18 protein-coding genes are annotated in these 18,509 nt (G+C 72.5%); 12 read left to right on the plus strand and 6 right to left on the minus strand.

Going from position 1 to position 18,509, the window contains the following annotated elements:
- Positions 1 to 174 precede the first annotated feature (174 nt).
- The gene (locus ACFVYR_RS28570) at positions 175 to 1,215 is read right to left on the minus strand and encodes a diacylglycerol kinase family protein (RefSeq protein WP_384260369.1); all 1,041 of its coding nucleotides are present in this window, start codon (positions 1,213 to 1,215) and stop codon (positions 175 to 177) included.
- Between the two features lie 155 nt (positions 1,216 to 1,370).
- Between ACFVYR_RS28570 and ACFVYR_RS28575 the strand changes: the two genes are divergently transcribed.
- Entirely contained in the window at positions 1,371 to 2,654 is a 1,284-nt protein-coding gene (locus ACFVYR_RS28575) for an adenylosuccinate synthase (protein WP_384260367.1), read from the plus strand.
- A gap of 118 nt (positions 2,655 to 2,772) precedes the next feature.
- Here ACFVYR_RS28575 and ACFVYR_RS28580 read toward each other — a convergent pair whose 3' ends face one another.
- A complete protein-coding gene (locus tag ACFVYR_RS28580; protein WP_384260365.1) occupies positions 2,773 to 4,668 on the minus strand; it encodes a serine/threonine-protein kinase in 1,896 nt (631 codons plus the stop codon).
- A gap of 175 nt (positions 4,669 to 4,843) precedes the next feature.
- Here ACFVYR_RS28580 and ACFVYR_RS28585 point away from each other — a divergent pair, with 175 nt between their 5' ends.
- Both ACFVYR_RS28585 and ACFVYR_RS28590 read left to right on the plus strand, forming a co-directional pair.
- Positions 4,844 to 5,506, plus strand: a complete 663-nt coding sequence (locus ACFVYR_RS28585; RefSeq protein ID WP_384260362.1) for a DUF4956 domain-containing protein — start codon at positions 4,844 to 4,846, stop codon at positions 5,504 to 5,506.
- Positions 5,503 to 6,309, plus strand: coding sequence for a VTC domain-containing protein (locus tag ACFVYR_RS28590; protein WP_384260359.1), 807 nt, complete (start codon positions 5,503 to 5,505; stop codon positions 6,307 to 6,309). The genes ACFVYR_RS28585 and ACFVYR_RS28590 overlap by 4 nt, the downstream gene beginning before the upstream one ends.
- Here ACFVYR_RS28590 and ACFVYR_RS28595 read toward each other — a convergent pair.
- The 3 genes from ACFVYR_RS28595 to ACFVYR_RS28605 form a co-directional block, all read right to left on the minus strand.
- Positions 6,248 to 7,606, minus strand: a complete 1,359-nt coding sequence (locus tag ACFVYR_RS28595; RefSeq protein WP_384260357.1) for a sensor histidine kinase — start codon at positions 7,604 to 7,606, stop codon at positions 6,248 to 6,250. The genes ACFVYR_RS28590 and ACFVYR_RS28595 overlap by 62 nt on opposite strands.
- A 3-nt stretch (positions 7,607 to 7,609) precedes the next feature.
- Entirely contained in the window at positions 7,610 to 8,305 is a 696-nt protein-coding gene (locus tag ACFVYR_RS28600) for a response regulator transcription factor (protein ID WP_384260354.1), read from the minus strand.
- Positions 8,306 to 8,404: 99 nt separating this feature from the next.
- Positions 8,405 to 8,749 (minus strand): hypothetical protein, encoded by a 345-nt coding sequence (locus ACFVYR_RS28605; RefSeq protein ID WP_384260352.1) that lies wholly within the window; start codon positions 8,747 to 8,749, stop codon positions 8,405 to 8,407.
- Positions 8,750 to 8,783: 34 nt separating this feature from the next.
- On the opposite strand from ACFVYR_RS28605, the gene ACFVYR_RS28610 reads away from it, so the two are divergent.
- From ACFVYR_RS28610 to ACFVYR_RS28635, 6 genes are all read left to right on the plus strand, one after another.
- On the plus strand, positions 8,784 to 8,963 hold the full coding sequence (locus ACFVYR_RS28610) for a hypothetical protein (protein ID WP_384260349.1): 180 nt from the start codon (positions 8,784 to 8,786) through the stop codon (positions 8,961 to 8,963).
- 550 nt (positions 8,964 to 9,513) lie between these two features.
- Positions 9,514 to 10,872 (plus strand): aspartate aminotransferase family protein, encoded by a 1,359-nt coding sequence (locus ACFVYR_RS28615; protein ID WP_384260347.1) that lies wholly within the window; start codon positions 9,514 to 9,516, stop codon positions 10,870 to 10,872.
- Positions 10,873 to 10,999: 127 nt separating this feature from the next.
- On the plus strand, positions 11,000 to 11,695 hold the full coding sequence (locus ACFVYR_RS28620; protein WP_384260345.1) for a GntR family transcriptional regulator: 696 nt from the start codon (positions 11,000 to 11,002) through the stop codon (positions 11,693 to 11,695).
- Positions 11,692 to 14,160 carry a dolichyl-phosphate beta-glucosyltransferase gene (locus tag ACFVYR_RS28625; protein ID WP_384260343.1) on the plus strand — a complete coding sequence of 823 codons (2,469 nt, stop codon included), beginning with the start codon at positions 11,692 to 11,694 and terminating at the stop codon, positions 14,158 to 14,160. The genes ACFVYR_RS28620 and ACFVYR_RS28625 overlap by 4 nt, the downstream gene beginning before the upstream one ends.
- A gap of 113 nt (positions 14,161 to 14,273) precedes the next feature.
- Positions 14,274 to 14,924 carry a hypothetical protein gene (locus tag ACFVYR_RS28630; RefSeq protein WP_384260340.1) on the plus strand — a complete coding sequence of 217 codons (651 nt, stop codon included), beginning with the start codon at positions 14,274 to 14,276 and terminating at the stop codon, positions 14,922 to 14,924.
- A 142-nt stretch (positions 14,925 to 15,066) separates the two neighbouring features.
- Entirely contained in the window at positions 15,067 to 15,711 is a 645-nt protein-coding gene (locus tag ACFVYR_RS28635) for a dihydrofolate reductase family protein (protein WP_384260338.1), read from the plus strand.
- Positions 15,712 to 15,775: 64 nt separating this feature from the next.
- Here ACFVYR_RS28635 and ACFVYR_RS28640 read toward each other — a convergent pair whose 3' ends face one another.
- Positions 15,776 to 16,579, minus strand: coding sequence for an SLATT domain-containing protein (locus ACFVYR_RS28640; RefSeq protein ID WP_384260335.1), 804 nt, complete (start codon positions 16,577 to 16,579; stop codon positions 15,776 to 15,778).
- A gap of 255 nt (positions 16,580 to 16,834) precedes the next feature.
- Here ACFVYR_RS28640 and ACFVYR_RS28645 point away from each other — a divergent pair, with 255 nt between their 5' ends.
- The 3 genes from ACFVYR_RS28645 to ACFVYR_RS28655 all read left to right on the plus strand — a co-directional run bounded on the left by ACFVYR_RS28645 (position 16,835) and on the right by ACFVYR_RS28655 (position 18,497).
- The gene (locus ACFVYR_RS28645) at positions 16,835 to 17,176 is read left to right on the plus strand and encodes a YbaB/EbfC family nucleoid-associated protein (RefSeq protein WP_384260333.1); all 342 of its coding nucleotides are present in this window, start codon (positions 16,835 to 16,837) and stop codon (positions 17,174 to 17,176) included.
- A gap of 69 nt (positions 17,177 to 17,245) precedes the next feature.
- The gene (gene recR / locus ACFVYR_RS28650) at positions 17,246 to 17,845 is read left to right on the plus strand and encodes a recombination mediator RecR (protein WP_384260331.1); all 600 of its coding nucleotides are present in this window, start codon (positions 17,246 to 17,248) and stop codon (positions 17,843 to 17,845) included.
- Positions 17,838 to 18,497 carry a DUF5063 domain-containing protein gene (locus ACFVYR_RS28655; protein ID WP_384260328.1) on the plus strand — a complete coding sequence of 220 codons (660 nt, stop codon included), beginning with the start codon at positions 17,838 to 17,840 and terminating at the stop codon, positions 18,495 to 18,497. Before recR ends, ACFVYR_RS28655 begins: the two co-directional genes overlap by 8 nt.
- Positions 18,498 to 18,509: the final 12 nt, after the last annotated feature.

Below are 18,509 nucleotides of genomic sequence, written 5' to 3' on the forward strand. Positions count from 1 at the left end.
CCACCGTAGCACTTATCATCCTTTCCCCCCATTGTCGTGGAAGCTTCCCTCTGGGATAGCGAGTACGCACATACCCCCGCGGCCCCGCCCCACAGACGAGCCACAGGCGCCCCGCCCCACAGACGAGCCACAGGCGCCCCGCCCCCGCCCCCCCCCGCACCCGCACACCCGAACTCACCGAGGCAACACAAGCCCCCAGGCCAGCGGCCGCACCGTCCAGGTCCGCGTCCGTACCGGCCCCGTCACCACCGCGTCCGCGCGATAGCGGAAGTCCGGCCCCGACACCGTCACCGCCCGCGCACGCGCCCGCACCGGTGCCGCCTCCGCCCCCACCGACGCGGGCCTGACCTCCACCTGGGCCAGGCCGCCGTCCACCGTGGTCACCCGTACGCCCTCGACCGGCTGGTCCAGGTCGACCAGGACGACGCCGTCAGCCTCGACCCGCAACCGCACCGGCCCGCGCCCCGCACCGGCCCCCGCCCCCGCGGCCGGTCGCGAAGGCCGCGCCGCAAGCGTGCGGACCAGGGACTGGCAGGTCCGCAACCAGGCGTGCCCCTCGCCGGCCCCACCGGCGGTCACCCTCGACACGACACCGGCCCCGGAACCCGGCCCGGAAGCCGCACCCGGCCCGGAAGCCGCACCCGGCCCCGCCCCGGCGGAGAGAGCCGCAGCCCCCACCCCGGCCCCTGAACCCGCACCCGAACCCGAACCCGAACCCGAACCCGAACCCGCACCCGAACCCGGACCCGGACCCGCACCGGAACCCGCCCCCGCCCCCACCCCCACCCCCACCGGCGGAATCCGCAAATCCGCCAGAACCACCCCATCACTCTCATCCACCAACAGATCGAGCCGCCGCTCCACCCCCTCCAGCACCGCCCGAGCCGCGGCCACCGGCCCCGCCGGCACCCCGAGGGCCCGCGCGAGCGTCTGTGCCGCGCCGACGGGGACGACCGAAACCGCGCAGTCGGCGAGTTCCCGCTCGCGGTGGAGGGAGCCGACCGCCCGCAGCAGCGCTCGGTCGTCGCCGATCACCACGAGACGCCGGGTACCCCTTCTGGCCAGCGCTTTCGTGAAGTCTTCGGGGCCGTCGGGGAGGCAGACGCGGACGGCCGCACCCGCGCCGAGTACGTCCTTCGCGATCCGTACCGACTCACCGTCCGTGCGCCGGGCGACCGGGTCGATGACGACTAGCAGCTGGTCGCGAGCCGACACGTGCGTCCTTCCTCGGGTAGCATCTTTGTGCAAGAGCCCCTTGCGCTATTGCGCCAGGGGCTTCGTCTATTCCGGGGCAGCATCCAAGGCACACCCATACGGCGGCTACGGCCCCCAGACCTTGGACATGCCCCGCCCGGAAGGGGTGTACGCCTGTGCCCGCACTTGTGCTGCTCGGTGCTCAGTGGGGTGACGAAGGCAAGGGAAAGGCCACCGACCTGCTCGGTGGCTCGGTGGACTATGTGGTGCGCTACCAGGGCGGCAACAACGCCGGCCACACGGTTGTCGTAGGCGACCAGAAGTACGCGCTGCATCTCCTCCCTTCCGGGATTCTCTCCCCGGACTGTGTGCCTGTCATCGGCAACGGAGTCGTCGTCGACCCGTCGGTCCTGCTCTCCGAGCTGAGCGGTCTGAACGAGCGCGGCGTCGACACGTCGAAGCTGCTGATCAGCGGTAACGCGCACGTCATCACGCCGTACAACGTCACGGTCGACAAGGTGGGCGAGCGCTTCCTCGGGAAGAGGAAGATCGGTACCACCGGCCGCGGCATCGGTCCGACGTACGCCGACAAGATCAACCGCACCGGCATCCGCGTGCAGGACCTGTACGACGAGTCGATTCTGCAGCAGAAGGTCGAAGCGGCCCTGGAGCAGAAGAACCAGCTCCTGACGAAGGTGTTCAACCGCCGCGCGATCGAGGCGGAGCAGATCGTCGAGCAGCTCCTGGAGCACGGCGAGAACATCAAGCAGTACGTCGCCGACACGACGCTGATCCTGAACAACGCGCTCGACGACGACAAGGTCGTCCTCTTCGAGGGCGGCCAGGGCACGCTCCTGGACGTGGACCACGGCACGTACCCCTTCGTCACCTCCTCGAACCCGACCGCGGGCGGCGCCTGCACGGGTACGGGCGTGGGCCCGACGAAGATCAGCCGCGTCATCGGCATCCTGAAGGCCTACACCACGCGTGTCGGCGCGGGCCCGTTCCCGACGGAGCTGTTCGACCAGGACGGCGAGGACCTGCGCCGCATCGGCGGCGAGCGCGGTGTCACCACCGGCCGTGACCGCCGCTGCGGCTGGTTCGACGCGCCGATCGCGCGCTACGCGACCCGCGTGAACGGCCTGACGGACTTCTTCCTCACGAAGCTGGACGTCCTGACGGGCTGGGAGCAGATCCCGGTCTGCGTCGCGTACGAGATCGACGGCAAGCGCGTCGAGGAACTCCCGTACAACCAGACCGACTTCCACCACGCGAAGCCGGTCTACGAGTACCTCCCCGGCTGGTCCGAGGACATCACCAAGGCCCAGACCTTCTCCGACCTGCCGAAGAACGCGCAGGGGTACGTGAAGGCCCTGGAGGAGATGTCCGGCGCCCCGATCTCCGCGATCGGCGTGGGCCCGGGCCGCACGGAGACGATCGAGATCAACTCGTTCGTCTGATCTCGTCTCCCCGTTCGCTGATCTTCCGGTTCGCCTGATCAGCGCACCCGAAGGGGTGGGCCGCGCCGAAGCGCGACCCACCCCTCTCGCGTCTCCTCCTCATGCCGGAGGGAGCGGTTCAGTACCCCTTGTCATACGTCAGCTCGCGGCTGCCGTCCGTGTCGGCGCGGCGGAGTTTGCCGTTGCCGAGGATCGTGATGACGCTCGGGTGGCCCGGTGTGCAGGACGCCATGGGTTCGCCGACCGTGATCTCGGTGGGGCCGATGAGCAGGCGGTCGCCGGACGCGGACTCCAGTTTTCCCCGGAAGACGCAGTGGTAGGTGCCGCCGGTGTCGGTCGGGCCGTCCGCCGTCACCGAGAGGACCGTGTCGCCCACCTCGCCCTGCCGGAGGGTGAGTTCGCGCGTGCTGTGACCGGTCTTGGTGTCGAGGCCGCCCGTCCAGGTGCCCAGGTACTTGTCGGGGACCGTGCCCTCCTCCGTGTCCGAGGCGGACGGCGAAGGGCTTGTCGGGTCCGGGGTCGAGGAGGTGGGTCCCGGCGTCCGCGAGGCGCTGCCCGCGTTGTTCTTGCGGTCGTGGCCCCCCTTCGTGCCGGTGCTGTCGCCCTTCATGACGGCGTAGACGGCGCCGCCCGCTCCGAGGGCCACTATCAACGCCACGGCGATCAGTGCGGCGGTCGAACGGCCGCTGCGCCGCGGGGACCCGGGCGGCGGGACGGGCCCGTACGGGGGCGTGGCGCCCGGTCCGTAGGGAGGCGTGGAGCCGGGGCCGTACGCGGGGGTGGGGCCGTAGCCGGGCGGTGGCGCAGACTGCTGCTGCGCGTACTGCGGGTAGCCGTAGGCGGCGGCCTGGGGGTGCTGCTGCGGGTAGCCGTACGCCGGTGATCCGGGCGGCTGCGCGGGCGGCGGGGCCTGGCCCGACACCATGGTGGGCAGGTGGTTGAGGGGCGGCGTGGAGCCGGGTGTGCCGGGGGAGGGGGGAGACGGGGGTTGTGGGGGAGTGCCTTCGGCGGGGGCGTCGGCCTCCGAAGCGTCTTCGGCGGGGCCGCCCGTACCTGCCGCGGCGGCCCCGGCCCCCGCCGCCCCCGACGCCTCCTCCGGGTCCTCCGCGTCCAGCAACTGCACCGCGTGCCGCCCGAGTTGGGCCACCAGCGCGCCCGGCAGCCAGGGGTCGATCGTGCGGCCGTCGCCGAGCGCCTCCGCCGCGCCCGTCCGCTCCTGGATCTCGTCGAGCGAGGGCCGGTCCGCGGGGTCCTTGCGCAGGCACGCGGCGATGAGTTCGGTGAGGCTCTCCGGGAGGTCCGTCAGGTCCGGCTCCTCCTGCGCGATGCGGAACATCAGCGCGTGCACCCCGCTGTTGGCCGTACCGAAGGGCAGCGCCCCCGAGGCCGCGTACGCGAGGACGGAACCGAGGCAGAACACGTCGCAGGCCGGGGTGATGCGGTCCCCGCGCACCTGCTCCGGCGCCATGAAGCCGGGCGAGCCGACCAGCGCGCCGGTGCGCGTGAGACCGCCGTCGGTGACCGTCTCAAGGGCGCGGGCGATGCCGAAGTCGATGACGCGCGGGCCGTCGATCGTGACCAGGACGTTCGACGGCTTGAGGTCGCGGTGGACGATGCCCGCGGCGTGGATGTCGCGGAGCGCGCCCGCGAGCCCGGCCGCGAGGATGTTCACGGAACGTTCGGGCAGCGGGCCGTGGTCGTGCGAGACGACGCTCTGCAGCGAGGGCCCCGCCACGTACCCCGTGGCGACCCACGGGATCGCCGCCTCGGTGTCCGCGTCGAGGACCGGCGCCGTCCACGCGCCGCCGACCCGCCGCGCGGCCTGCACCTCCTGCCGGAAGCGGTTCCTGAACTCGTCCTGCTCGGCGAGTTCCTGGCGGACGAGTTTGACCGCCACCGTCCTGCCGCGGTCCGACCGCGCCAGGTACACCTGCCCCATGCCGCCGGCGCCGAGCCGCGCCAGCAGACGGTATGCCCCGATTCTCTGCGGATCTCCGGGTACGAGCTTCTCCATCGCCGCACCGACCTCCCCCACTGGTGTGCAACAGAGTGAGGATAGTGCGGCCGTACGGCAGGGTGGGGCCCTTCTGCGCTCTACGGTTGCATAACGGGTTCGCCGGGGGATCGAAGACGGGCTCTTAACGTCCATGAGGGGCGGCCTTAACCCGCCGTTCCCTAGCGTCCCCGGCATGGACAGCACCAGCACCCTGACCCTCGCCGCCCACCTGGGCGTCGACCTCGCCGCCGTCTCCCTGCTGACCTTCGGCGTCTTCTACCCGAGGCACCGCAGGCGCGAGCTCGTCCCCGCGTACCTCGCCCTGAACGTCGCGTTGTTCACGGTGGTCGCCGGGCTCGGGACCGTCGGCGACTCCGGCGGCAACGGCGGGCTCGCCCTCGGCTTCGGCCTCTTCGGCGTGCTCTCGATCGTGCGGCTGCGCTCCGACGCCCTGCAGCACAGGGAAGTGGCGTACTACTTCGTCACCCTGGTGCTCGGCCTGCTCTGCGGCCTTCCCGAGCTGCGCCTGCCGGTGGCCGCCGGACTCGCCGCCGTACTGCTCGTGGTCATGTACGGCGCGGACCATCCGCGGCTGTTCGCACGCGACCGGCGGGCCGTCGTCACCCTGGACGCCGTCCACCGCGAGGAGGGGCCCCTGCGGGCCGATCTGGCGAGGCGGCTCGGGGAGCCGCTCGGGTGGACCGTCCAGGAAGTGGACTACGTACGCGACCTCATGGTGCTGGAAGTCCGTTTCCGTCAGCCGGAACCATCCGTGCCGCCCCGGGAGTTGACGGTACGACGACGCACGACCCGGTCCGACACGATCGCCCCCAGGTACCCGAAGGAGACCGTGTGAACCCCGCCGTACGCGCCATCGGCCGCGCCGCCCTCGCCGCGCACCCCATCGCGCTCGACGAAGTGAACGCAAGGGCGGAGCTGCTCGCCCGCTACGACAACAGCTATCTCGTGCCCGTGGAGATATTCGAGGACCTCGCGGCCCTGCTGACCGACCCCCGGCGGCCCAGCGGCCCCTTCCGGGCGCTCAGCATCGGCGGCCGGCGCTGGTTCCGCTACCACTCGACGTACTACGACACCCCCGACCTGGGCACCTTCCACGACCACCGGCAGGGCCGCCGATTGCGCTACCGGATCAGGGAGCGGGTCTACCAGGACAGCGGGGAGCGGCAGTTCGAGGTCAAGCTGAAGAGCGGGCGGGGCGAGACCGTCAAGCACCGCCAGCGGCTCGAAGGCGACGACCACGCGCTCGACCCGGTGCGGCTCGGCTTCCTCGCGGGTGTGCTGCGGGGTTCCTACGACATCGAGGCGCCCGGCGGCCTCACCCCGTCCCTCGTGACCGAGTACCAGCGGGCGACCTTCGTCGCCGACGGGCAGCGCGTCACGTGCGACGCGGGGCTCGTCGTGCGGGACACGGTGACGGGACGCAGCGCCGCCGCCGACAGCGGTCTGGTCCTGGTGGAGACGAAGACCAAGGGGCACCTGACGGAGGCCGACCGGGTGCTGCACCGCTACGGGGTGCGGGCCGCCGACTTCACCAAGTACTGCGGGGGGTATGCCGCGGTCCGGCCGGAGCTCGGGATCAACAAGTGGGCGCGCTCGGTGCGGACGGCGTTCCCCCGGGGGGCACGGGCGGGAAGCTGAGGGTGACGCGGGCGCCGGTGGCCTGTCGCGAGGTCCCGGCGCCCCCGTTCGCCGTCTCGAAGCGGCCGCCCGCCTCCTCGGCGGTGCGGCGGGCGATGTCCAGGCCGAGACCCGTGGAGCCCGCGCCGCTCGTGCCGCGGTCGGGGGCGCTCCCGTCGGGGAAGCCGGGGCCCTGGTCGGCGACGGTCAGCTCCGCGCCGCCTTCGGGCGTACGGCGGACCGTGATGGTGAACGCCGTGCCCTGCGGCGTGTGGTCCAGGACGTTGCCGATCAACGCGTCGAGGGCCGCGGCGAGTTCGTCGCCGGGGACCGGCACCAGGACCTCGTGGTCGGGTGTCGTGGTGCGGGTGGCGCGGTTCTGGTCCTCCGCGAGCGGCTCCCAGAACGCGGCCCGTTCGCGTGTCACCGCCGCCAGATCGGCCCGCGGCGCCTCGCGCAGGGGGCGCCGCGCCTTGCGGATCACGTCGTCGACGCTGCGTTCCAGGGCCGCGACGTCCGCCGCGACGCGCCGCGCCCCTTCCGTGTCGCCGAGGGTCTCCGCGTCCAGGCGCAGCGCGGCGACCGGGGTACGGAGGCGGTGGGCCAGGTCGGCGGCGTTCTCCCGCTCGGCGGCGAGCAGTTCGTCGATACGGGCCGCGAGGCGGTTCAGTTCGCCCGCGATCAGGCGCAGTTCGGGCGGTCCCTCCGGTTCGGCGCGGGCCGACAGGTCGCCCGCGGCCAGCCGGTCGGCGGTGCGGGCCAGCCGTCGGGTGGCCCCGACCAGGCGCGCGCCGAGCCGGTCGGCGAGCAGGAGGCCGATGAGGACGAGCCCCACGCCGATGCCGGCGAGCACGAGCCACGACGTGAGGGTGCCCGCGTACAACTGCTTCTCGCCGATCGTCACCTGGACCACCGCCGTGCCGTCCTTCGCGCCCTGGACGGGGACCAGGACGAGGCGGCTGCCGGAACTCGTCTCGTAGGTGAAGGCGCGGCCCGTGCGGGCGAGGCGGACGGGGTCCGTGACGGAGGGGATGTGGTGCGGGTGCTCACCGATGACCGTGCCGTCGGCGAGGATCAGCGAAGTGCTGGGCAGGCCGGGCCCGTTGACGCTCTCCACCGTCTGCTCGGCCGTCCCGCGCTCGTCGGCGGTCGCCAGGGCGGGGCCCAGGGCGTGGGCCACCCACTGGGCGCGGGCGGTGGCCTCGGCGGTGGCGCGGTCGGCGGCGTGGGTGCGGGTCAGCAGGGTGAGCGGGACGAGGAGGGCGGTGAGGACCAGGGCGGTGGTCGCCGCGGTCAGCAGGAGGAGGCTGCGGCGCATCGGTCAGTCCGCGTCCCGGCCCTCGGGGGCCGCGAGCTTCACGCCGACCGTGCGGACCGTGTGCAGGTAGCGGGGCCGCTGGGCGGTCTCGCCCAACTTCCGCCGCAGCCACGACAGATGTACGTCGACGGTCTTGTCGGCGCCGCCGAGCGGCTGCTGCCAGACCTCGGCGAGGAGTTCGCGGCGCGAGACGACCTGGCCGGGGCGGCGGGCCAGGTAGGCGAGCAGGTCGAACTCGCGGGGCGTGAGGTCCAGGGCGGCGTCGTCCAGGGTGACCTCGCGGGCGGCCGGGTCGATGGTGAGCGCCCCGACGCGCAGCGGCTCCTCCGTACCGCTCGCGCCGAGGCGGCGCAGCACGGCCTTGATCCTGGCGTCCAGCTGGGCGGCGCCGAAGGGTTTGACGATGTAGTCGTCGGCGCCCGCTTCGAGGACGGTGACCATCTGGGGCTCGTCGTCGCGGGCCGTCGCCACGATGACGGGGACGTCGCTGACCGCGCGCAGCATCCGGAGGACCTGCGCGCCGTCGACGTCCGGCAGGCCGAGGTCGAGGACGACCAGGTCGGGCCCGTCCGTCACCGCGGCGTCGAGCCCGGCCATGCCGCTGGGCGCGGTCGCCACGGCGTGCCCCTTGTCGCGCAGGGCCCGTACGAGGGCGCCGCGGAGCTGGGGATCGTCCTCGACGACGAGAAGATGTGCCATACAACCACCGTAGTCAGGGGTGGGGGCGGGGCCTTGTCCGGGTCAGGACGTGCTCAGGGCGTGCTCAGGGCCTGCTCAGGACGCGCTCTTAACCGGGCGTTAGGAAACGATGCGGCACAGTGGCGGGATGAGGAAGTGGCGGAACGCCGTCGTGACGGCGGCGTGGGTGGCCGTGGGGACGGCGGCGGGGGCGTTGGGCGCGTGGCAGCTGGCGAGTTCCGACGGGGAGGGCGGGGCGGCGCACAGTCGTCCGTTGGACGAGGCGGCGGTGCGGAGGGCTCTGGCGGCGTCGTCCGCGCACCCTTCGGGTTCCGCGCCCCCGAAGTCCCCCTCGTCCCCGTCCCCCTCGCCCCCGTCCCCCTCCTCCTCGCACCCGTCCTCGTTTCCCTCGGCGACCGCCTCCCCGGAACGTTCCACCGTCCGCTTCACGGGGGGATCGGCCACGGCGGAGTGCCGCCTCGACGGGACGGTCTACCTGGTGTCCTGGAGTCCTGCGGACGGCTTCCACATCGACGACGACGTGGAGCGGGGGCCTTCGGCGGTTGCGCGCCTTGAGGCGGAGCCGGGCGATGACGACGAGCGGGAGGACCTTCCGTACGAGATCCGCTGCGGGCGGTCGGGCCCCTGGGCCAAGGTGGTCCCGGACCTGGACGACTGACGCCCGCTCCTTGTGCCTGCGGCGCGCTTCTTGTGCCTGCGGCGCTCCTTGCGCCTGCGGCGCGCTCCTTGCGCCTGCGGCGCTCCTTCCGTCTGCGGCCCGCCTCTTCCGTCTGCGGCCCGCCCGTGGCTGGTCGCGCAGTTCCCCGCGCCCCTGAAGCAAGACCCGCGGCCCCCACCCGCCAAGGCGACGCTCAGGGCGGCCTCGTCCCCCGGGCCCGCGCCCCTGAAGCAAGACCCGCGGCCCCCACCCGCCAAGGCGACGCCCAGGGCGGCCTCGTCCCCCGGGCCTCGCGCCCCTGAAGCAAGACCCGCGGCCCCCACCCGCAAAGGCGACGCCCAGGGCGGCCTCGTCCCCCGGGCCTCGCGCCCCTGAAGCAGGACCCGCGGCCCCTACCCGCAAAGGCGATGCCCAGGGCAGCCTCGTCCCCCGGGCCCCCGCCCCCCCCCCCAAAAAAAACCCGCCACCCGACACTCTGTCGGGTTCCGCGACACACGTCAGACAAGACGCCCATGTCCCGTCCACTCCGTGGACACTTACCCTCGGCCCCATGACCCCTCAGCCGAATCCCCAGGTCGGCGCCGCCGTGAAGGCCGCGGACCGCGCACACGTCTTTCACTCCTGGTCCGCACAGGAACTCATCGACCCGCCCGCGATCGCCGGCGCCGACGGCTCGTACTTCTGGGACTACGAAGGAAACCGCTACCTCGACTTCACCAGCGGCCTCGTCTACACCAACATCGGGTACCAGCACCCGAAGGTCGTCGCCGCGATCCAGGAGCAGGCGGCGACGATGACGACGTTCGCGCCCGCCTTCGCCGTCGAGGCCCGCTCCGAGGCCGCACGCCTCATCGCCGAGCGGACCCCGGGCGACCTGGACAAGATCTTCTTCACCAACGGCGGCGCCGACGCCGTCGAGCACGCCGTGCGGATGGCCCGCCTGCACACGGGCCGCCCCAAGGTCCTCTCGGCGTACCGCTCGTACCACGGCGGCACCCAGCAGGCCATCAACCTCACCGGCGACCCGCGCCGCTGGGCCTCCGACACCGGCACGTCGGGCGTCGTCCGCTTCTGGGCGCCGTTCCTCTACCGCTCCCGCTTCTACGCGCAGACCGAGGCGCAGGAGTGCGAGCGCGCGCTCCAGCACCTTGAGGACACCCTCGTCTTCGAGGGCCCCGGCACCGTCGCCGCGATCATCCTGGAGACGATCCCCGGCACCGCGGGCATCATGACCCCGCCCCCCGGCTACCTCGCCGGCGTCCGCGCGCTCTGCGACAAGTACGGCATCGTCTTCGTCCTCGACGAGGTCATGGCGGGCTTCGGACGGACCGGCGAGTGGTTCGCCGTCGACCACTTCGACGGCGTCACGCCGGACCTGATGACCTTCGCCAAGGGCGTGAACTCGGGATACGTGCCGCTCGGCGGCGTCGCCATCTCCGCGGAGATCGCGGAGACCTTCGCCAGGCGCCCCTACCCCGGCGGCCTCACCTACTCCGGCCACCCGCTGGCCTGCGCCGCCGCCGTCGCCACGATCAACGTCATGGCGGAGGAAGGCGTCGTCGAGCACGCCGCCGCCCTCGGCGCCCAGGTCATCGAGCCGGGCCTGCGCGCGCTCGCCGAGCGCCACCCGTCGGTCGGCGAGGTGCGCGGCGTCGGCATGTTCTGGGCCCTCGAGCTGGTGAAGGACCGGGAGACCCGCGAGCCGCTCGTGCCGTACAACGCGACCGGCGAGGCGAACGCCCCGATGGCCGCGTTCGGCGCCGCCGCCAAGAAGCAGGGCCTGTGGCCGTTCATCAACATGAACCGCACCCACGTGGTCCCGCCGTGCAACATCACGGAGGCCGCGGCGAAGGAGGGCCTCGCGGCGCTCGACGAGGCGCTGACCGCGGCGGACGAGTACACGGTGTAGCCCGCCCGCACCCCCCGGTGACGACCCCGGTGCCGGAACCCCGACCACGTAGTCTGACGTGCTCGTAAGCAAGACGACAGCACGACGACAGCATGACGACCACGTCAGACTCCGTGGGGGAATCCAGATGCCCGGCACCGACGGCTCCGCCGTCATCCGCAGCACCCTGCGCCAGCAGATCGCCGACGCCCTGCGCGACGAGGTCCTGGCCGGTCGGCTGGAACCCGGCCAGGAGTTCACCGTCAAGGAGATAGCCGAGCAGTACGGCGTCTCCGCGACCCCCGTCCGCGAGGCCCTGGTCGACCTCACCGCGCAGGGCCTCCTCGACGCCGACCAGCACCGCGGCTTCCGCGTCCACGAGCACACCCTCGCGGACTACCGCTCCATGCTGGAGGCCCGCGGCCTCGTCGCCGACGGCATCTTCCGCGACCTCGTCGCCCACGGCTCCCGCGAGGACGCCGGCGCCGGCCTGATCTCCGTGCGCCGCCGCGGCGAGGAAGCGGCCCGCGCGGCCTGCGCCGGCGACCTGACCGTCCTGATCGGCTACGACCTGCGCTTCTGGCGCGAGCTCAGCGCCCTCTTCGGCAACCCCTACCTCTCCGACTTCCTGCACCGGCTGCGCGTGAAGTCCTGGGTCTGCGCCGTCACCCACCTCCGCCGCTGGTCCGAGAGCAGCGGCGAGGACCTGCGGGGCCTCCTGTGGTCCCGGCACACCGAACTCGTCGACGCCCTGGCGCGCCGCGACCCGCGGACCGCCCACGGCATCGTCGAGGAGTACAACGCGCACTCCCTCGCCCTGATCGAGCGACTGGCCGCCGCATGAGCGTGGATCTGACCGTCGTCGTCCCCGCGTACAACGAGGAGCGGCGCCTCGGCCCCACCCTCGACGCGCTGCGCGAGCACCTGGACGGGACGGACGCCGGCACCTGGGAGCTGATCGTCGTCGACGACGGCTCCACCGACCGCACCGCGGAGATCGCCGAGGAGGCGGCCGAAGCCGACCCCCGCGTCCACCTCCTGAGCAGCGACCGCAACCGCGGCAAGGGCCACGCCCTGCGCCTCGGCGTCCTGGCCTCCTACGGCCGCCGCGTCCTGGTCACCGACGCCGACCTCGCCGCGCCCATCGAGGAGCTCGACCACCTGGAGAAGGCGCTCACCGACGGCCACGCCGCCGCGATCGGCTCCCGCGCCCGCCCCGGCGCGAGCATCGGCGCCCACCAGCACCGGCTGCGCGAGCTGCTGGGACGTACCGGCAACTTCGTCATACGCACGGTCGCCGTCCCCGGAATCCGCGACACCCAGTGCGGCTTCAAGCTCTTCGACGGCGACCGGGCCCGAGAGGCGTTCGCCTCGTCCAGGCTGCACGGCTGGGGCATAGACGTCGAGATACTGCAGTACTTCCGGCGGGCGGGCTGGCCCGTCGCCGAGGTCCCCGTGCGCTGGTCGCACCAGGAGGGATCGAAGGTCAGGCCGCTGGACTACGTGCGGGTCCTCGCCGAGCTGACCGCCCTGAAGGCCCGCGCGGTGAACCGGGCCGACGTCCGCGTCGCCCTCCTCTTCCTGACCCTGTCGGTCATCCTCTTCTCCGGCCGCCTGCTGGACCCCGCGCACCGCTACTTCCCCGACTCCATGCAGGACCAGAACCAGTGGGAGTGGTTCTTCGCGGTGACTGCGGACAACGTCCGCCACCTCCACAACCCCCTCTTCACCACTCTGCAGAACGTGCCGGACGGCGTGAACCTCATGGCCAACACGGTCATGCTCGGCCTCTCCGTCCCGCTCGCCCCCGTCACCTGGCTCCTCGGCCCCGCCGCCGCCCTGAACGTGGCGATGACCGGCGGCCTCGCCGCCACCGCCGTCTCCTGGTACTGGCTGATCCGCAGGCGCCTGGTCCCGCACCGCGGCGCCGCCGCCGTCGGCGCGGCCCTCGCCGCCTTCGCGCCCCCGATGGTCAGCCACGCCAACGCCCACCCGAACTTCGTCGTCCTGTTCATGGTTCCACTGATCATCGACAGGGCGCTGCGGCTCTGCGAGGGCACCCGCGTCGTACGCGACGGAGTCGTCCTCGGCCTCTTCACCACGTACCAGATCTTCCTCGGCGAGGAACCGCTCCTCCTCGCCGCGCTCGGGCTGCTGCTCTTCGCCCTCGCGTACGGGATCGTCCGCAGGGACGTGGCGAAGGCCTCTTGGCGCCCGCTCGTCCGCGGCACCGCGGTGGCGCTCGCCGTCACCGTGCCGCTGGTCGCCTTCCCCCTGTACTGGCAGTTCTTCGGGCCGCAGAGCTACAAGAGCGTGCTCCACGGCGACCAGGCGGGCAACAGCCCGCTCGCCTTCCTCTCCTTCGCGGAACGCTCCCTCGCGGGCAGCGCCGAGAGCTCCGACCCGCTCGCGCTGAACCGCACCGAGCAGAACGCGTTCTTCGGCTGGCCGCTCGTCGCCCTGGCCTTCGCCATCGTCGTACGCCTCTGGGAGCGCCCGGCGGTCAAGGCGCTCGCCGCCACCGTGTTCGGGGCGGCGCTGCTCTCGCTGGGCCAGAAGTTCCGCATCCCGCTGACCGACATCGTCCTCCCCGGCCCCTGGGCGGCGCTCTCCGACCGTCCGCTCTTCGAGTCCGTCATCGAGGCGCGCGTGGCGATGGTGTGCGCCCCGGCGCTCGGCATGCTGCTCGCGCTCGCCCTGGCCCGCCTGCCGGCCCTCCCGCGCCGTGCCCACCGGTACGCGGGCGTCGCTGCCGTCGCCCTCGCGCTGCTGCCGGTCCTGCCCGCGCCGCTGAAGGCGGTGGACCGCGCCGAGGTGCCGCCGTTCATCGCGAAGGGCACCTGGCGCGCGTACCTGGGCGAGGGCGAGACCCTCGTCCCGGTCCCGGTGCCGGACGCCGCCCACGCGGAGGCCCTGCACTGGCAGACCAGCGCCGACCTGGCCTTCCGCATCCCCGGCGGCTACTTCAACGGTCCCTGGGGCCCGGACCGCGTCGGCATCTACGGGCCCGTGCCCCGCAACACGTCCAACCTCCTGCGCGGCGTCGGCGACTCGGGCCGCGTCCCCGAGGTCACCCCGGCCTGGCGCGCCGCGGCCCGCGAGGACCTGAGGTTCTGGAACGCGGGCGTCGTCGTCCTGCCGCCGCAGCAGAACGACGGACAACTGCGCATCACCGTCAGCGCCCTCCTCGGCCGCCCCGGAAAATGGGTGGACGGCGTATGGGTATGGGACCTGCACCCGGGCAAGGGAAGGGCAGGAACGGCGGGAGCGCCGGGGACGACAGGAACGGCCGTGCACGAGGGCAGCTGACAGGCCCCGTCCCCGACTACGCTGCCTGCCACGCCGGACGCCGACGCACAGCGAGAGCGCCGGTATCCCCGCCCCATTCGTACCGTCCGAACGACCGACCCGAGGAGCCCTTCTTGGCCTGCGACCTGTGGCTGGTCCCCCTCGTCGACGTGCTGTGCCACAGCGCCGACAACCCCTTCGCGGAAGAGCTCGCCGTCTACGACAAGGCGCTGCACGAGGCCGGGCTCCCGGCCGTCCCGGTCTTCGCCTACATGCCGGGCCTGTCCGGCGACGTCGCCCCCGTCGCGGGCTTCGACTACGACGCGCTGCATTTCCTGCGCCGCGCCTACCTCCTGCGGATCTGCGGCCTGGAGGTCACGCCGGTCGACGAGCTGGGCGGTGACTACGAACAGCTCCTGGAGATGTTCGACGCCACGGCACAGCAGTCGCATCTGGTCTGGCACTACGACCACGCGGGCGCGTACGTGCCGGTGGACTTCCCCGCCCCGCTCTCCAACGACGAGCTGCTCTCCGGCGGCGGCCCGCTGGGCTCCTCGCAGGGGCTCCTGCGCGAGCTGGAGTTCGTCGCCCCCTCGATCGGCATAGACCCGGCGAACCCGCCGCAGGCCCCGGCCCCGCCCCGGGCGCCCACGGCCCTGGAGGAACCGGCCACCGTGCCCCCGTCGGACGAGAGCCCCTTCGCGCGGGAGCGGCACGTCTGGCTCGGCCTGCACGCGGCGGCGACCCGGAGCCTCGCGCAAGGCTCGATGATCGTCTACAGCTAGCCTTCGCAACCGTCTCCGCAGCCCGTCTCCGCAGCCCGTCTCCGCAGCCCGTCTCCGCCGCGCCGATGAGTTCGTGCGGTCCGTGCGGTCTACCCGTCGTCGCCCACGCGTCGTCGGTGACACATGAGGAGGAGCAGGACCCGTGCCACAGTTACTGAAAGTCCAGAACTTCACCGTCTCGCAGGACGGCTTCGGCGCAGGTGAGGGCCAGAGCCTGGAGCGGCCCTTCGGCCACGCCGACCCGAGGGTCATGGCCGCCTGGGCCGGTGCCACGGCGAGCTGGCCGAACCGCACCGACTCCGGCGGGACCCGCGGTCTCGACGACTACCTCGCGCGGGACTTCCACCACAACATCGGCGCCGAGATCATGGGCCGCAACAAGTTCGGGCCCCAGCGCGGGCCCTGGCAGGACCACGAGTGGCGTGGCTGGTGGGGCGAGGAGCCGCCGTTCCACACGCCGGTGTTCGTGATGACCCACCACGTACGCCCGTCGTTCACGCTCTCCGACACCACGTTCCACTTCGTCGACGGCGACCCCGCCACGGTCCTTAAGCAGGCGAAGGAGGCGGCGCAGGGCAAGGACGTACGCCTCGGCGGCGGCGCCACGGTCATCCGCGAGTTCCTGGCGGCCGACCTGGTCGACACCCTGCACGTGGCGGTCTGCGAGGTGAAGCTCGGCTCCGGCACCCGACTCTGGGAGTCCCCCGACGAACTGCGCGACCGCTTCCACGTGGACGTCGTGCCCAGCCCGAGCGGTGTGACCCACCACTTGTTCTGGCGGAAGTAGCCCCGGCCGTACACCTGGTACCGGGGGATCAGCTGGTACCGCGGGATCAGCTGGTACCGCGGGATCAGCGCGGCTCCGGCGGTCGCTGGCGGGGCATGTTCGGCCGGGTCCCGGGCGGCAGCGGGAACCGTCCCGGGGCGGCGGGCGCCTCCCGGGGCGGGCTGACCGGCACCATCGCCTGCATGGCAAGGGGCACGGGCCCCGCCCGGAACTCCACCATCCAGTCCGACGTCTCCGCCCGCACCAGCTCCGTCACGTCCTCCGTGAACTTCCGCAGCACCCCGAGACACCGCTCGGCGGCCTCGCCCGCGGTGCCCTCGGTGGGCCCGAGGACCTCCCGTACGCTCTCCGAGGCCCAGTCGAACTGCAGCACCTGGAGCCTGCGCTGCACGGCCTGCGCCGTCGCCACGTCCCGCATCCACCCGGACGTGAGCCCGAAGAACCGGTCGCACCCCACGCACGCCACCCCGGCGAGCAGCGAGACGAACCCCCAGGAGGCCACGGGCCCCACGCCTCCGGACAGCTCGATGAGCGGCAGCACCCCGCCGCCCACGGCGCCCAGCGCGGCACCGGCCCGCAGCAGCCGCGCCGCACGCCGCTTGCGGCCGCGGTCGGTGAGGTACCAGGAGGCGGTGTTCAGGGCGCCGCGCTCGACCCAGCGGTACAGCTCGTCCAGCCGGTCGGCGGGCTCGCCCCAGTCGCCGAGCGGAAAGGCCCGGCCGGTGAGATCACCGAGCAGCGCGCCGGGACCCGCACCGGCCCTCGGGTCCGCCCCCGCCGCCCCCGCACCCGGTTCCGGATTCGCCCCGCCCCCCGAACCCTGCCCCTCGGGGGGCACCCCCTCGGGCTGCATCTCCGGCTGGCTCACCCGGCACTCCTCCAGATCGCGCGTATCGGCGGGGGTTCAAGGACAGGCCCTAATTCCTACCGCCCAATGGGTGGCCCCGAGACCGGGTTCACGGCTTTTCTACCCGGAAGGGGTGCTTGATCAGGTATAGGAGGGCGGCCGATCTCACTCGAAAGTGTGCCGGGGAGAGTGCTGGGGCGACCCGCCCGCCGACCACGTAGGCTCGGACCAGGCGGAAAATCCCGCTGGACGGACCCGTACGAAACGGAGCTGATCGTGATCCCCGGTGGTGGCCAGCCCAACATGCAGCAGCTGCTGCAGCAGGCCCAGAAGATGCAGCAGGACCTCGCCGCGGCGCAGGAGGAACTGGCGCGCACGGAGGTGGAAGGCCAGGCCGGCGGCGGCCTCGTCAAGGCGACGGTGAACGGCTCCGGTGAGCTCCGCGGCCTGGTGATCGACCCGAAGGCGGTCGACCCCGAGGACACGGAGACACTGGCGGACCTGGTCGTCGCGGCGGTCCAGGCGGCCAACGAGAACGCGAATGCGCTCCAGCAGGAGAAGCTGGGCCCGCTGGCCCAGGGCCTGGGCGGCGGCGGCATCCCGGGGCTTCCCTTCTAAGAAACCCCCCGGCCAACTACCGTACGTAGAGGGCCGACACCCTCCAGAGGACTTCAGGAAAGGCGTTCCGTGTACGAAGGCGTGGTTCAGGACCTCATCGACGAGTTGGGCAGGCTGCCCGGCGTCGGTCCCAAGAGCGCGCAGCGGATCGCCTTCCACATCCTCCAGGCGGAGCCGACGGACGTCCGCCGTCTCGCGCACGCCCTGATCGAGGTGAAGGACAAGGTCCGCTTCTGCGCGACCTGTGGGAACGTCGCGCAGCAGGAGCTCTGCAACATCTGCCGCGACCCGCGCCGCGACCTCTCGGTGATCTGCGTCGTCGAGGAGCCGAAGGACGTCGTGGCGATCGAGCGTACGCGCGAGTTCCGGGGGAAGTACCACGTCCTGGGGGGCGCGATCAGCCCGATCGAGGGCGTGGGCCCGGACGATCTGCGGATACGCGAACTCCTCGCGCGGCTTGCGGACGGCACGGTCACGGAGTTGATCCTGGCCACCGACCCGAACCTGGAGGGCGAGGCCACGGCCACGTACCTCGCGCGCATGATCAAGCCCATGGGCCTGAAGGTCACCCGCCTGGCCAGCGGACTCCCTGTCGGGGGAGATCTGGAATACGCGGACGAGGTCACTTTGGGCCGCGCCTTCGAGGGGAGACGACTCCTAGATGTCTGACGCCACGCTGAACACCGTGACCGACAACCCGGACGACTTCGCGGTGCAGATCTCCGACCAGATCGAGAGCTTCATCGTCTCGGTCAGGGAGATCGCGAAGGGCGACGAGCCGGATTCGGCCGTCCCCTTCCTCCTCCTGGAGGTCTCCCAGCTGCTCCTGGCCGGCGGCCGCCTCGGCGCGCACGAGGACATCGTCCCCGACGAGCGGTACGAGCCGGACCTCGGCCCCGAGCAGGACGTCGACGACCTGCGCGAACGCCTGGCCCTGATGCTCGACCCGATCGACGTCTACTCCGAGGTCTTCGACCCGTACGAGCCCCGCAAGGCCCCGGTGCCCTGCCGCATCTCGGACGACCTGGCGGACGTCGTCGCCGACCTCTGCCACGGCCTGGCCCACTACCGCGCGGGCCGCACGACCGAGGCCCTGTGGTGGTGGCAGTTCTCCTACTTCTCCAACTGGGGCTCCACGGCTTCGGGCGCCCTGCGCGCCCTGCAGTCCCTGGTGGCCCACGTCCGCCTGAACCAGCCCCTGGAAGACCTCGACGGCCTCGACACCGACGAGGACCTGGCGGCGGAGGGCCTGGAGGAGGAGGCGGGCAAGGTGATGGCGGAGGAGATCGCGGGACCGCTCGGTCTTCGGACGGTGAAGTAACCCGTCCCTGTA

It is taken from the genome of Streptomyces sp. NPDC058284 (genome assembly GCF_042881135.1).
Lineage (GTDB): Bacteria > Actinomycetota > Actinomycetes > Streptomycetales > Streptomycetaceae > Streptomyces.

Bases quoted from the DNA above. Each gene is read 5' to 3' on its own strand.
- ACFVYR_RS28580 (WP_384260365.1), bottom strand. From the start codon at position 4,668: ATGGAGAAGCTCGTACCCGGAGATCCGCAGAGAATCGGGGCATACCGT.
- ACFVYR_RS28600 (WP_384260354.1), bottom strand. From the start codon at position 8,305: ATGGCACATCTTCTCGTCGTCGAGGACGATCCCCAGCTCCGCGGCGCC.
- ACFVYR_RS28655 (WP_384260328.1), top strand. From the start codon at position 17,838: ATGTCTGACGCCACGCTGAACACCGTGACCGACAACCCGGACGACTTC.
- ACFVYR_RS28585 (WP_384260362.1), top strand. From the start codon at position 4,844: ATGGACAGCACCAGCACCCTGACCCTCGCCGCCCACCTGGGCGTCGAC.
- ACFVYR_RS28620 (WP_384260345.1), top strand. From the start codon at position 11,000: ATGCCCGGCACCGACGGCTCCGCCGTCATCCGCAGCACCCTGCGCCAG.
- ACFVYR_RS28615 (WP_384260347.1), top strand. From the start codon at position 9,514: ATGACCCCTCAGCCGAATCCCCAGGTCGGCGCCGCCGTGAAGGCCGCG.
- ACFVYR_RS28595 (WP_384260357.1), bottom strand. From the start codon at position 7,606: ATGCGCCGCAGCCTCCTCCTGCTGACCGCGGCGACCACCGCCCTGGTC.
- ACFVYR_RS28625 (WP_384260343.1), top strand. From the start codon at position 11,692: ATGAGCGTGGATCTGACCGTCGTCGTCCCCGCGTACAACGAGGAGCGG.